This is a genomic window from Flavicella sp. (assembly GCF_037132785.1).
Classification (GTDB): Bacteria; Bacteroidota; Bacteroidia; order Flavobacteriales; family Flavobacteriaceae; genus Flavicella.
Map to the genome: position 1 here is coordinate 1 of NZ_JBAHZZ010000014.1, position 15,047 is coordinate 15,047.

12 protein-coding genes are annotated in these 15,047 nt (G+C 32.1%); 2 read left to right on the top strand and 10 right to left on the bottom strand.

Annotated features, from left to right (window positions below):
- Window positions 1-312: 312 nt before the first annotated feature.
- The 10 genes from V5787_RS01010 to V5787_RS01055 all read right to left on the bottom strand — a co-directional run bounded on the left by V5787_RS01010 (window position 313) and on the right by V5787_RS01055 (window position 10,445).
- Entirely contained in the window at window positions 313-762 is a 450-nt protein-coding gene (locus tag V5787_RS01010) for a hypothetical protein (RefSeq protein ID WP_336891428.1), read from the bottom strand.
- Window positions 763-839: 77 nt separating this feature from the next.
- Window positions 840-1,667: a hypothetical protein gene (locus V5787_RS01015; RefSeq protein WP_336891429.1), complete on the bottom strand. Its 828-nt coding sequence runs from the start codon at window positions 1,665-1,667 to the stop codon at window positions 840-842.
- A gap of 4 nt (window positions 1,668-1,671) precedes the next feature.
- The gene (locus V5787_RS01020) at window positions 1,672-3,450 is read right to left on the bottom strand and encodes a BatD family protein (protein ID WP_336891430.1); all 1,779 of its coding nucleotides are present in this window, start codon (window positions 3,448-3,450) and stop codon (window positions 1,672-1,674) included.
- A 28-nt stretch (window positions 3,451-3,478) separates the two neighbouring features.
- Complete coding sequence (locus V5787_RS01025) at window positions 3,479-4,012, bottom strand: hypothetical protein (protein WP_336891431.1); 534 nt, start codon at window positions 4,010-4,012, stop codon at window positions 3,479-3,481.
- Window positions 4,012-4,626 (bottom strand): tetratricopeptide repeat protein, encoded by a 615-nt coding sequence (locus V5787_RS01030; RefSeq protein WP_336891432.1) that lies wholly within the window; start codon window positions 4,624-4,626, stop codon window positions 4,012-4,014. The genes V5787_RS01025 and V5787_RS01030 overlap by 1 nt, the downstream gene beginning before the upstream one ends.
- Window positions 4,627-4,675: 49 nt before the next feature.
- Entirely contained in the window at window positions 4,676-5,722 is a 1,047-nt protein-coding gene (locus V5787_RS01035; RefSeq protein WP_336891433.1) for a VWA domain-containing protein, read from the bottom strand.
- 19 nt (window positions 5,723-5,741) lie between these two features.
- Entirely contained in the window at window positions 5,742-6,749 is a 1,008-nt protein-coding gene (locus tag V5787_RS01040; RefSeq protein ID WP_336891434.1) for a VWA domain-containing protein, read from the bottom strand.
- A gap of 2 nt (window positions 6,750-6,751) precedes the next feature.
- The gene (locus V5787_RS01045) at window positions 6,752-8,356 is read right to left on the bottom strand and encodes a hypothetical protein (protein WP_336891435.1); all 1,605 of its coding nucleotides are present in this window, start codon (window positions 8,354-8,356) and stop codon (window positions 6,752-6,754) included.
- 21 nt (window positions 8,357-8,377) lie between these two features.
- The gene (locus tag V5787_RS01050; protein WP_336891436.1) at window positions 8,378-9,247 is read right to left on the bottom strand and encodes a DUF58 domain-containing protein; all 870 of its coding nucleotides are present in this window, start codon (window positions 9,245-9,247) and stop codon (window positions 8,378-8,380) included.
- Between the two features lie 193 nt (window positions 9,248-9,440).
- Complete coding sequence (locus tag V5787_RS01055; protein WP_336891437.1) at window positions 9,441-10,445, bottom strand: MoxR family ATPase; 1,005 nt, start codon at window positions 10,443-10,445, stop codon at window positions 9,441-9,443.
- A 1,445-nt stretch (window positions 10,446-11,890) separates the two neighbouring features.
- Here V5787_RS01055 and V5787_RS01060 point away from each other — a divergent pair.
- Window positions 11,891-13,417 carry an alpha-isopropylmalate synthase regulatory domain-containing protein gene (locus tag V5787_RS01060; protein ID WP_336891438.1) on the top strand — a complete coding sequence of 509 codons (1,527 nt, stop codon included), beginning with the start codon at window positions 11,891-11,893 and terminating at the stop codon, window positions 13,415-13,417.
- Between the two features lie 62 nt (window positions 13,418-13,479).
- Window positions 13,480-14,535 (top strand): 3-isopropylmalate dehydrogenase, encoded by a 1,056-nt coding sequence (leuB, locus tag V5787_RS01065; RefSeq protein WP_336891439.1) that lies wholly within the window; start codon window positions 13,480-13,482, stop codon window positions 14,533-14,535.
- Window positions 14,536-15,047: the final 512 nt, after the last annotated feature.

A 15,047-nucleotide genomic window follows, 5' to 3' on the forward strand; every position in this document is an offset into this window, starting at 1 on the left:
AAACTAAAGGAAAATGAACCAAAAAATAGATCCATAACTAACATAAACAATGAAAATAAGAAAAAAAAATATAAATTTTTAGATTTAAAAAGTCAAAATTGAAATCTAAAACTGAAAAGAGCATTATGCAACGGTCTTTAGTTGTCAAGATTGGAAATGTCTGCCTTTGCTGCGACGATTTATTTTGGTTCATAGATTATACCAAATAAACACCTAAATGACGTAATAATAATTTGAAATGTTTTTTATTCACAAACCCGAAAAGCCTTATTCATTAGAATAAGGCTTAGCAGAATTATATAATTGCTGTTCTTATAAATGTATCCCTACACCTAAACTTCCAGTACCACCGTCTCTTCCACCAGCTTCTAATATAATACCCCAAGTTTGGTTGAATTTATATTCTCCACCGATATGTAAATCCAATATTATGCCACCATCATCATGAGTACCCATGTACAATCCAGCACCTGCACCTCCCCAGATATCCCAAGGCTCATTAAGATTTAATAAAGAGTCAAAGTAATAATCTACCCTAGCTCCTGCATGGATATAGTCAAAATTAAGAGGAATAGTGGCCTCTGGTGAAATTGTAAAGTTTTTTGCTAAAGCAAATTCATAATAACCTGATATTGCAGAATCGTCTCCGATTTTAGCAAAAAGGTTTAAAGCACCACCATAGGATTCTTGAGCAGATACAGTAGAAGAAGCACCAAAGGTAAACACACATAATAATAGGGAAATTCTTATTAATTTTTTCATTTCAATTAATTAAAGTTAATAATAGCGCAAATATAACAAAAAATATAACAGACAATTAAAACACCTGAAGCTTTCGTCTACAGTATTTTTAATCCCTCACTATTCATCCATCCTATTTTTCCATCAGAAAGTTTGATTTTTTTCCAAATATCAACTTCGTCTAAAACCCATACTTTTAAGCCTTCATGTATCTCGAAAACCTCTTGACCAGATTCTAAGGGTGCATTTTTCACGCTCACCTTTTCATCAAAAACAATGGCTTCTATAGTGGAGGTATGAATATCATATTGTTTAAAAGAAAAAACCAAGGTAATCACCAAAAACAAACCACTCAATACGCTCACCACAAAATAAAATCGTTTTCTAATAGGAATGTATGAAAAGTAGAAAAACAGGAAGAAAAGACTCATCAAAATTGAAAAACCAACAGCAAAATATGCCCATTGATTAAAAGAGAATTTCGAAATAATACTCTGCTCTAATTCTTGAAAAAATGTCTTTGGCAGCTCTTCAATTGTGTCAATTGTCATTCTATTAGCAAAAACCAAATTATTGGCAGCGTCCAGGTTTTGAGGGTTGATCATTAAAGATTTCTCCAAGTTATAAATACTCGGGGCCACTTTATTTATTTTATAATAAGAATTCCCTAAGTTATAATACAGTTCAGAAGAGACCTGACCACTTGATTCTATCTTTTCGTAAAGACCAATAGCTTCTACATATTTTTCATTTCTATACAATTCATTTGCTTGGACAAATATATCAGAATTGCTCTGTGCAAACATACTTGAATAAGTAAAAAAGAAAACAACAATTAATTTTATTGTTTTAAACCCCAAAATCGGTAAGGCATACTTTTTTAAAGTCGCTATGGAAATATTTATTTGTTCTAAAAAACGATTCATACCTTTATAATTGTTTATCGATTCTAGTTATTATTTCTTTTGCCTTATTGTACTCTTTTTCCATCATAACATCCGTTACAGGTGCATAACGAGCAAAATCACAATCATCCAGTACAGCGATAAAGCTCTTAATAACCACAGTATCCACACCTTTTTTGGTCAACAATTCTGAAATACGCTCTTTACTTATATCCGAAATTTCAATTTGTAATTTCGCTTTTAAGTAATTGTGTAGTGCTTTCTCTAAAGCGATATAAAACTCAACTTTATTACCCAATATTTTTTTTGCCTGAGACAAGTATTTTCGCGCCAACTTATCTGCTTTTCTTGTTCTATTTCCTATCAAGTCATTCGCTCTTTCTTTTTGTTTTTTCCCGATTATAATAGCTATTGGAATTGCTAAAAACGGCAAAAACATCAAAAGATAAAATAAATTAGACTTATAAAAGTTTTCCTTTTCTAAGGACATAAAACTAGTATTTGCTTGAATATATCTAAACGAATTATTTGAAGTAACCATTCGTTTTTTCACCCCGCCAGAAGTTGTTTCCAACTGATCAGAATTTGTAATTAATTCCTTTCCTTGAATAACATTTACAAAAATATTGTCTGAGGTTATCGAATGGTATTTTTTATCTTTTGGATTAAAGTAAGAAAAAGAGACAGGAGGTATTTTATATTTTCCTTTAAATTGTGGCACAACTGTATATGAATCGAATACCTCACCTCGTAAACCTTTTGTTCCAGAAAATGAAATATTCAAGTTTTCCTGATGCTCTGGAGTATACACTTCCAACTCCTGAGGAGTAATAACTTTTGGTATTTCAAACAATTTCAAATTTCCTTTTCCAGAAACCATCACTTTTAACTGTGTAGATTCGTTTGCTTTTAAGCTTTCCTTACTAATCGTTACAGTCATCTCAAAGTCACCTACAGCACCGTTAAAGTCAGCAGGTTTTCCCTTCAAAGGCAATGGTTTTACATGAATGTTTTTCTTGAATGTTTTAAAACTCTTTCTAATGTTTCTCGTAATTGGGTTTCCAAAGAAATCTCCCCTGCCTGTTGGCACTCCAATAATTAAATCAGAACTCAGAACCTCTAAAGCCAACTTACCTGATTTTTGTGGAATCAACACTGCTTTTTTAATAGTAATATATCGATAATCTTCTCCTTGGTACTTACCGTTTTTCACTTGTACCTGGTCTATTCTAATATCTTGATTCCAAAAACCTTTAAATTCTGGTAAATCTTTTATCTCAAAATCGCTAATCGCAATATTATTACTGAAATACAAACGATATTCTACATAAATACCTTCACCTATATAAGGTCTTGAATTGGACACCATCACTTCTAAATGTACGTTTTGATCCGCTATATAATTAGGGTCGTTAGGGTCTTTAGGTAGATCTATTGCATCAACTACAGCAACAACCACAGGGTTTGATTTGATGATCTCTCCATTATATTTGATGGTAGCTCCAGAAATTGTCAAGTTTCCTTTTCTTGTAGGAGCAATGATATAACTATAGGATTGAGCATAACTTACTTTTCCGTTTACCCATGATGAATTAACTGACTGACTTGGCCCACCCACAACTTCAAAACCATTAAAACTCGGTGGTGAAAAATGATCCGCTCCTTGTATATTTATGGTAAACTCAACACGAAGACGTTGATTAACTCCAAGTTTATTTTTACTCACCTTTGTTTTTAACTCCACTTGAGCCAATAAACTATTGGTAAGGATTAATAAAAATATGTATGTTATTTTAAGCTTCATTTTTTTTACATTGCAATTCAATACCTTATTACCAGTCTTTTTCTTGCTGAACTTTTTTGCCTTTTACTTTTTGAGCATTCACCTTTTTCTGGGTCTTTGCTTCCTCATTACTCATTGTCTCTAACAACTGCTTTATCTGTTGTGGGGTCATTTCCCCTATTTGAGGTTGCTGCTGTTGTTTCTTTTCCTCTTCCTTCTCTTTGTCCTCTTCTTTCTTTTCGTCTTTGTCCTTGTCCTTGTCTTTGTCTTTGTCTTTGTCTTTGTCCTTGTCTTTGTCTTTGTCTTTGTCTTTGTCTTTGTCTTTGTCTTTGTCTTTGTCTTTGTCTTTGTCTTTGTTTTCCTGATCTTTTTTCTTCTTCTCTTCTATTAATTTTTCCTTCAGTTGATTTAGATTTTCATCCTGAGGAAATTTCTTTAAACCTTGGTCTACCGTTGCAATTGCTTTGTCAAGATTACTATGCACATAATCTTTTGCTCCAGAATTAAAATAACTCTTAGCACTTGTTTGTGCATTGACAGCCAAACCAATCACCATAAAAACTCCTAATACGAATGCTTTCATTATTTTGTTTGTATTTCAATTACAGACTCAATTTTTTTTATAAAATCTTTATAATTCGCAACTGTTGGATCTTTTTCCAAAGCTCCGTCTAATAGCTTTAAAGCTTTATCAAACTGATAGTTTTCTATCAACTTATCTGCCTGTTTTTTTATCCTTTTTGCATATTCTGATGGAGGTGGTTGATTGTTCTTTTTATCGTCCTCCTCCTGTTTCTGTTTTAATTTTTCACGAGCAAAAGCTAAATTATAACGAGTCTCTTCATCGTTTGGATTATTTCTTAAACTATTTTTATAAGCTTCTATGGCTTTACTATATTCTTTTTGTTCTAAGTATGCGTTTCCAATATTATGGTATGCCGCTGCTTTTTCTAATTTTACTTCTGTGCCTGTTGCGGCTAATTCGTATTGAGGAATCGCTTCTTTGTATTTTTTTTGTGCGTATAAAGTATTCCCTAAATTAAAAGAACTCTTATAATAAGTCCCTGCTTGCGCTGTTGCTTTCTGATAAGAAATAGCCGCATCAGCATATTTTTCCGATGAATATAAAGTGTTTCCTTCTCTTACAAAATTCCGTGCCAACCTTTGTTGTACAATAGAATCTTGTTGCGCTTTCATAGAAAAGCAGCATAAGCACAAAACGAATATTTGGAGAACTCTCATCATATTATTTTTTAAACTCTTTTTCTTTAAACAAATCTACTTTTTGCAACCATTTGGTTTTCTTTTCTAAAAAGAAAATATCAAAGATAAAGAACAATAAGGCAATCCCAACAAACCACTGAAATTGATCTTTAAAATCTGAAAATTGCTTTGTTTCAAACTCATGCTTTTGGGCATTTGACACGACGTCTATCAACATATTTACGGGTTTTTCAGTCAAATTACCGTCAGAATAAGCTCCATTAGCCTTGTCTGCTACTTCTATTAACACATTCGAATTTCTGTGGGTTATAACCACTTCCCCTTTACGGTCTTTTTTATAGCCTGTCAAGGTTCCACGATCTCGAAGCGGAATCGGCCCTCCTTTTTCTGTTCCTACTCCAACAGTATAAACTTTAATTCCTTCATTAGCCAAATCATCAGCCATAGCAATGGTGTTTTTTTCATGATCTTCCCCATCAGAAATTATCACTAAAAATTTATTCGTTTGTTCTTCATTATTATAATAGGTTTTCGCTAAACTCAGAGCTTCATTAATTGCTGTACCCTGACTTGAAACCATGTCTGGATTTGCGTTTTGCAAAAACATATTTGCCGCTGCATGATCTGTTGTAATAGGCAATAAAGGATATGCATTTCCAGCATAAACAATAATTCCTACTCTATCACTCCCTAATTTTTCAATGGTCTTAGATATAATTTGTTTTGCTTTTTCTAATCGATTTGGAGCAATATCTTCAGCCAACATACTTTTAGATACGTCCAAAGCAAAAACAATATCTACTCCTTCTCTTTTAATTGTTTTTAATTTGATTCCCATTTTAGGGTTTACCAATGACAATATCAAAAAAGAAATTCCTATCAGTAAGAAAATCAATTTTAAAGTGGATTTAAAAAAAGAATAATTTGGAGCTATTTTTTCCAATAATTCCAAAGAAGCAAATTTTTTCTGAGTGCGTTTTTTCCACCACACTACAGCAATAAACACAACAACTACTAAAGGTAATGTTGCGAAAAGGTAAAAATATATAGGTTCTTCTAATTTGTACATTTTTATACTTTTTCTGTTTTTAAATAAAACTTTTAAATACTGTGTTTCTCAATATATATTCCAATAAGAACAACAACATCGCGATAATAACATACATCCTGTACTCTTCTTGGTAATTGTAATATTTAAACTCTTCTATTTCTGTTTTCTCTAATTTGTTAATTTCATCATAAATAGACTGTAGTTTTAAATTGTTTGTTGCTCTAAAATACTTTCCATTTGTTTCCGTTGCGATATATTTTAACAAATCTTCATCAATTTCTACTTTTTGACGTCGGTATTGCAATCTTCCTAAACGATCTTTTGCATATGCGAAAAGCGCCATACCATTGGTGCCAATACCGATTGTATACACTTTAATATTTAGTCCTTTTGCCAACTCTGTAGCAGTTCTAGGGTCGATAAAACCAGCTGTATTCACACCGTCCGTCAGCAGAATAATAACCTTGCTTTTTGCCTTACTATCCTTTAATCGATTGATTGCGGAACCCAATCCCATTCCTATTGCTGTACCGTCTTCTATTTGACCGTATTCTATTTCAGAAATAGTTCTCATAACAATTCCTTTATCGCTAGTAATTGGTGTCTGTGTGAAACTCTCTCCTGCATAAACAACAATTCCAATTCTATCATTCGGTCTTTTAGCCACAAAATCAACCGCTACTTCTTTTAAAGCCTCTAGTCGGTTTGGTTGTAAATCTTTGGCCAACATACTTCCAGAAACATCAATTGCCATTACAATATCAATTCCTTTATTTGATTTAATTTTTTTACTAACCTCAACGTTTCTAGGCCGTGCTAAAGCCACAAAAAGAAGTGCTACTGCTACCAGCTTCATCACATAAAGCAAAGGTTTTAATTGTGCTAATATCGATTTTTTCTTTTTAAACCCAGAAACCGTAGTTACCATTAAGGCCGGTGTACTTTTTTTATGACTGTAATAAAACCAAAAAATTAATATAGGAAGTATTAATAATCCCCATAAGAATAAAGGCGTTTCAAACTCAAAATTTGTCCAGTCCCTCATAATTATTCTTTTTCAAATTTAATTGATTGAATCACTGTTTCCATCGTTATTTGAACTTCACTCTCGTCTAAATTACTATTTGTAAACACTTGCCACACTTTATTTTCCTTTGTAAATCCCAATAAATTAAACCCTCGTTTGATTCCGTTAGAGGTATAACTTCCTTTTAAATAAACTCCATGAATTTCATCGCCAAATGAAGCTGGTTGTCTTTCAAACTCTAAGTCTTCTGCTTTTTGAGTTTTCTCTAGATTACTTAAAGTACTCTGAACGGTTTGTTCTACATCTGGTTTTATCTGTGCTGCATAAACTAATGTAGTTACAGAAATTTCAGAATTCTCAGAACTATTTACATAACTATAGATATTTAACTCAGAAATCACACTTCTTGCCTGTACAGGGACTTCATTTGATTTTAAAGTAATCGTTTCAGGAGCTATTAAAATCAATCCCGGTGTGCCAAAGGACTGTTCGCTCCAGCCATTAGATTCAGAGTTAGTGCTTGAATCCAATAAAGTATTGGCTTCTTTTTTAATTTGTGCAATCTCATAAATCTGATAAGCAAAGAAACTGACCAATAAAATTGCAGTAATAATAATGGCAATAAATACTTTAGTACGTCGACTCATGTTTTTGAAAGCAGACTCTTTTTTCGGTGTTTTTTCTTTCTCTATAGCCTCTTGAATTTGTTTTTGATCAGCACTATATTTTTCCAACAGAGGCTGCATTTTATCTATCAAAGAAGCAGCTACATTTCTGTCATTTTCGATTTCTCCCAAAGAAGGTCTTAATTTGGCAAATTTCACAAAATCTGCATGCTGTAAGAATGCTTGTAGTTGTAGAATAGAATCTTTTGAGATTCCAATATTTTTGGCGGAGTTCTGGTATTTAATTAATTCAATCAACTCATCTGTAGTGGCTTCTAGAGTATGTACATTTACTTCTTTTCCAAGGTAAACTCTAATAATTTCTGTCAACTCTATATAGTATTCTTTGATTTGGTTATTTTCCAATAAATCTTTTTCATCCAAATGCGTAAACTTTTGCTTTGCTTCAAGGTAAGCTGGTATTTTTTCTTTCTTAAGCTTTTTCTTTCCAGATTTTTTCTGAAATAAGAAATACAAACTAACTAATATTATCAAACAGCCTACAAATAAATAGAACCAATTGAGGTAAGGTTTAAAATCATCAAATACAAATGGTTCCCCAACAATTGGTTTAATTGTAAAAGCTTTTTGGGTTACAGTATCTACTTTTATAGTAGCAACATTAATCAACAAAGAATCTGTGTAATATGTTTTATTTTTTATAAAAACCTGTTGTTTCGGAATATAAAAGCTACCACTATCAAAGCCTGTTAGAATATATTTTTTTATCAATTGGTTTTTAAGTGTGTCTATTTTATCAGAAGAAATAACTTCCAATAACCCTAAATTCGTTAATCTAGGAAAAACAACATCTATTTTTTTATCAATGGATATTTGATATTGAAACTGCTCACCAATTCTTATTAGAGTGGTATCAGCAGCCACAATTATTTTAGGCTCTTGCTGTGCAAAGCAAAAAAACATGCTGAATAAAAATAAATATACTAAATGCTTTTTCATTGTAAATATCTCTACTTAATTCTATTTTCCTTTTTGTTTGAAATATCCCAAAAGTTTTTTTACATAACTTTCATCTACCTGTGTGCTAATTGTACCCGAACCACTTTTGCTAAATGTTGTTTCATAAAAATTAGTAAACTCTAAATAATTCGCTCTATACGCATTTCGAACACTTTTAGAACCTGTGTTTACAATAATCGTTTCTCCAGACTCCAAATCTAACATTGGAACCAAACCAAGATTTGGAATTTCTGCATCGTGTTTGTCGTATACACGCACTCCTGTAACATCGTGTTTTTTTCCAACTATTTTTAAAGTTTGCTCATAGGAATTGTCCATAAAATCAGACAATACAAATACAATAGCCTTTTTAGTCATTACATTTGATAAATACTTTAAAGCTTCATTTATATTTGTTTTTTTGCTTTTAGGTTTAAACTCTATCAACTCACGAATAATTCTCAGGACATGGCTTTTTCCTTTTTTAGGTGGAATAAATAATTCTACTCCATCTGAAAACAAAATCAATCCTACTTTATCATTGTTCTGAATTGCAGAAAACGCTAAAGTTGCAGCAATTTCAGTAATCGTATCTTTTTTAAATTGAGAAGTGGTTCCAAATAACTGAGAGCCTGAGATATCAACCATCAACATCATTGTTAACTCACGTTCTTCTTCAAAAACCTTTATATAAGGCTGACTATAACGAGCGGTAACATTCCAATCTATATTTCGAATGTCATCTCCAAATTGATACTCACGTACTTCGCTAAAAGTCATACCACGACCTTTGAAGGAACTGTGGTATTCTCCTGAAAATATATGATCTGAAAGTCGACGTGTTTTTATTTCAATTTTGCGGACTTTTTTAAGTATCTCCTTTGTTTCCAAAATTTAATGATGTTTAACTGTTGAATCGTGTAACCGTTCCTTAGTTATGTGTTCTTATTAGTGTGTATCTATTCCTTATTATATGTATTCATTAATGGCAAACTTCTAATTTCTCAAATGAAAAACATATATACAACTACATCTTTAAACCCTTCAATAAAAAACAAATATAAAGATTCAACAGTTATACAGCTTACGGTACTTCAATTTCATTTACAATTTTATTAATAATATCCATAGAAGTTACATTTTCTGCTTCAGCCTCATAGGTAATTCCAACTCTATGACGTAAAATATCATATACAACTGCCCTTACATCTTCAGGAATTACATAACCTCTTCTTTTGATAAACGCATAACATTTTGCTGCTTGTGCTAAACTAATACTTCCACGTGGGGAAGCTCCGAAACTAATCAAAGGTTTTAACTCTCCTAAATTGTATTTCTCTGGATATCGAGTGGCAAATATAATATCTAATATGTATTTTTCAATCTTTTCATCCATATATACTTCTTTTATAGAAGCTCTTGCTTTTATAATTTGCTCTATAGAAACTACTGGATTTACTTTCGCAAAACTTCCATTTAAGTTTTGACGCATAATCAATTGTTCATCTTCCAATTTGGGATAATCAATTACAACTTTTAACATAAAACGATCTACTTGCGCTTCAGGTAAAGTGTAAGTTCCTTCTTGTTCGATTGGATTTTGAGTAGCCATCACTAAAAAGGGCTCTTGTAATAGAAACGTTTTATCACCAATAGTAACCTGACGTTCTTGCATGGCCTCCAACAAAGCCGACTGCACTTTTGCGGGTGCTCTGTTAATCTCATCTGCCAAGACAAAATTTGCAAAAATAGGTCCCTTTTTAATTTCGAACTTATTTTCCTTCATATTGTAAATCATAGTACCTACAACATCAGCAGGCAGTAAATCTGGTGTAAATTGAATTCTACTAAAATTTGCATCTACAGCTTTCGCCAAAGTATTAATCGCTAAAGTTTTTGCCAGCCCAGGAACTCCTTCTAACAAAATATGTCCATTCCCCAATAAACCAATTAATAACCGGTCGATCATCTGTTTTTGACCTACTATTACTTTGCTCATTTCAGATTTCAACAAATCGATAAAAGCACTTTCTCTTTCAATTTTTTCATTGATTGCTCTAATGTCTACATTTGTATTTTGAATTTCCATTTGTATCAACTGTGTTTTATATTAACTGAGTTTGGCAAAACTAATATTTTATCCTAATCATACTGTTAAAATTTGGTTAAAGAACCGTGTAAAACCTAGCTTTATTTCGTTTTAAAAACTCTAAAATCATTCATTTTTAAGCAGTTGTGTTAAAAAAATGTTGTCTTTTTTTTTGTAGTTTCAATAATATTAACAATCTTTGTGAAACCAATAAAAATTAACTAAACCAAACCAATCTGAAAAAGGAGGCTTAGACAGCCTCCTTTTTTATGTCTATAAACTTCGGCTTCTCAGGGTTTACACTGTTTTAATACAGGTTAATCCCTGCTTCATGACTGCCTGTGTTGCGATAGAGTTACAATTAATTCAATCTAAAATCCGCAAGTATTATTTCACTTCCATTTTGTAAGGCTATTTTAGCTATAAAATCATTTTAATTTGTTTTAATTTTCAGAAGAGGTATTCAATTTTTAACAGCTCTAATTCGAGAGGATAACTCTGCGCAACGTTGTGCTCGTATATAAAAAAGGTTGCTGTTTTTCAACTACATCAATAATTTCTTTACTAAAATAGCCGCAATCCATTCTATTTCTCTTTATAAGAATACCTTTACTTTGTTGTGCGTTTTTTAAGGTATAGGATTGCTTGTGTTTTACAAGGCTATTTATGTTTTTGATATGAATAATGTGTTTTCCTATGGAAGAAACCCCTGGAAAATAACGTCGTTTCATTTTATAACTCTTTTTTGAATCGTATTTTTACAAGGAATAAATTGATGATTAAAATCATAACTTTTACCAGACTCTAAATTGTATGTTTTTAGTAACATTTCCGTGCTTTATGAGTACTGAACTGATGCTCAATTCCTGAGTCACTAATGTGGACTTTTTTTTCTTTAGATAAACTTTTTAAAACACGACCAATAATGTCGGCTGAACATACTTTTAAATCTGAAATTAAATGTTCTTGAATATCTTCGGCACAATCTCCTGTTGCTAAAAAAATAAACTAAGATTTTTTAAGATATCTGCATAGCTGAATTTAGACTGTAAAGCCCTATCTCCTAGGTGGCTTTCAATCAAAGGGGCTAATTCTAGGTTATTGAAAGTTTCGAAGATAAAATTTAATCCGCCGTATGAGCCAATGTTTTCTGTAGATATTGTGTTTTTTAACTGTCAGGGTTTTCACCCAAATAGGCAAAAATAATTGGGACGAAAGAGTCTTGTAGCTACTATTTTTACAAGACTTTACGTTTCTTTTAAAAAAAATCCTGCGTGGTTAAGGATACAAGGGTTTTTTGATTTGTTCAAACGATGAATAATGCGGGTTAAAATTAGTTTTGTATATTTTTAAAAACGTTTGGCTTTTTTGTGAAACACTTTTTTTATATTTGTTCTTTTGGATTTTAAAGGATAATCAATTCAAATAATGTAATATAAAAAAGGATGAACAGAAAGAAAATTGAAATAATGGATACCACTCTTCGAGATGGTGAACAAACCTCTGGAGTGTCATTTTCTGTTTCTGAAAAGTTAACTATTGCCAAACTTTTATTAGAAGAGCTCAAAGTAGATCGTATTGAAATTGCCTCTGCTCTTGTTTCTAAAGGAGAACTAGAAGCTGTACAAAAAATTACAGAGTGGGCCTCAGAGAACAACTATCTAGAAAGGATTGAAGTTTTAACTTTTGTAGATGGTGGTAAGTCTATAGAATGGATGCTAAAGTCAGGTGCTAAAGTTCAAAATTTACTGACGAAAGGTTCAATGAACCATTTGACCCATCAGTTAAAAAAAACGCCAGAAAAGCATTTTTCTGATATATCGGATGCTATTTTTTTAGCAGAAAAAAATGGGTTCCAGACAAATGTCTATTTAGAAGATTGGAGTAACGGAATGCGAGATTCTAAATCTTATGTGTTTGCTTTTTTAGATTTTTTAGTTTCTCTAAATATAAAAAGAATTTTATTGCCTGATACTTTAGGTGTTTTAACTCCGAAAGAATCCTATTCGTTTGTTAAAGAACTTAAAGATAAATATCCTAAGGTACATTTTGATTTTCATGCACACAATGATTACGATTTAAGTGTAGCCAATGTAATGGAAGCTATTTATGCTGGAGCAAATGGTTTGCATTTGACGGTTAACGGAATGGGTGAAAGAGCAGGGAATGCCCCTTTGGCTTCTGTTATTGCTGTAATCAATGACTTTATGCCTGAAATTGAAGTCTCGGTTAAAGAGTCTTCTTTGAATAAGGTAAGTAAGTTGGTTGAGAATTTTTCCGGATTTAGAATCCCAGTAAACAAACCTGTAGTGGGTGCTAATGTATTTACTCAAACAGCTGGAATTCATGCTGACGGAGACAATAAAAAGAATTTATATTTCAATGATTTACTGCCTGAACGTTTTGGTAGAAAACGTAAATACGCACTTGGAAAAACGTCTGGAAAAGCAAATATTCAAAAGAATTTACAAGATCTAGGTTTGCAATTGAATGAGGAGGATTTAAAAAAAGTTACACAACGGATCATTGAATTGGGAGACAAAAAAGAATTGGTAACACAAGAAGATCTGCCTTATATTATTTCAGATGTTTTGGATAGTAGTTCTTATGTGGAAAATGTTGTCGTTGAAAGTTATGTGTTGACTCATGCAAAAGGTTTAAAGCCTTCCACTACGGTTTCATTAAGAATTAATGGAGAGTTATTTGAAGCGACATCAAGTGGAGATGGTCAATTCGACGCCTTTATGAATGCTTTAAGAAAAGTGTATGCTGATCAGTCCAAGACGATTCCGATATTGACAGATTATGCTGTAAGAATCCCTCCAGGGTCAAATTCGGATGCTTTGTGTGAAACTATCATTACTTGGAAAAACAACAAGAAAGAATTTATTACGCGTGGATTGGATGTTGACCAAACTGTGTCGGCAATTAAGTCAACTCAAAAGATGTTGAACATTCTTGAAATGCCTTAGAATATAAAAGAGAACACTAAGAATAGTGCTTGTCACTATTGAAACAATTAAATAATAATAAGATGATATTAAATATTGCCCTTTTGGCTGGAGACGGAATCGGACCAGAAGTAATTGATCAAGCTGTTAAAGTTTCTGATGCAATTGCTGTAAAATACGGACATAAAATTACTTGGAAACCTGCTTTAACAGGAGCTGCAGCAATTGATGCTGTTGGAGAACCTTATCCAGACGAAACACATGATATTTGTGTTGCTTCGGACGCAGTGTTGTTTGGAGCAATTGGTCATCCTCGTTTCGATAATGATCCTTCTGCAAAAGTTCGTCCAGAACAAGGATTGTTAAAAATGCGCAAAAAATTAGGTTTGTTTGCGAATGTACGTCCTACATTTACTTTTCCATCTTTATTGGATAAATCTCCATTAAAAAGAGAGCGTATTGAAGGAACTGATTTGGTTTTTTTACGTGAATTAACAGGAGGTATTTATTTTGGAGAAAAAGGCAGAAGAGATGGTGGAGAAACTGCTTTTGACAACTGTGTGTATACAAGAAAAGAAGTTCAACGTTTGGCCAAGAAAGGTTTTGAATTAGCGATGACACGTTCTAAAAAATTATGTTGTGTTGATAAAGCAAACGTTTTAGAAACATCTCGTTTATGGAGAGAGACTGTTCAAGCAATGGAAAAGGATTACCCTGAAGTAGAGGTAGCATACGAATTTGTTGATGCAGTTGCTATGCGTTTGGTTCAATGGCCAAATTCTTACGACGTATTGATTACAGAAAATTTATTTGGTGATATATTAACAGATGAAGCTTCAGTTATTTCTGGATCTATGGGATTAATGCCTTCTGCTTCTATGGGATCTGAGATTGCATTGTTTGAGCCTATTCATGGTTCTTACCCTCAAGCTACAGGATTAAATATTGCAAATCCAATGGCGACAATTCTGTCAGCTGCTATGATGTTTGAACACTTTGGTTTACAAAAAGAAGGAGAAGCTATTAGAGCAGCTGTAAACAAAGCATTATCTGAAGGGATTGTTACTGAAGATTTGGCTGATGGTGAAAAAGCTTATGGAACTATTGAAGTAGGAGACTGGTTAGTTAAAAATATTTAGACTCTTTTATAAGTATTATAATTCTTTGAATAACCGATTTAATATTGTGTTTTATAAAGAAATAAACCCCGTAATCATTGAGCTATTGCACTAAACGGGGTTTTCATTAACGGTTATATGAGCAAAACACAAAGAATCTCTGGTTTATATTCTTTTTTTAGTATTACCGATAATTCTGATTCCTATTATTCACGTTTTTCAGAAAGTACTTAGGTAAAATATAAGGTCGTTACAATATTTATAGAACTAAAAAATTTAGTTTAGGAACAATTATTTGTTGCGTATAAATATTGAATTCAGGTATTATCTCAAAATGATTGATTAAATTAGTTTCTAATTTCAATATAAAATAGAACCGTAACTAAGACTATAAGACCGTTGCATAATGCTCTTTTCAGTTTTAGATTTCAATTTTTACTTTTTAAATCTAAAATTTATGTTTTTTTCCTTATTTTCATTGTTTATGTTAGTTATGGATCTATTTTTTGGTTCATTTTCCTTTAGTTTTTAGA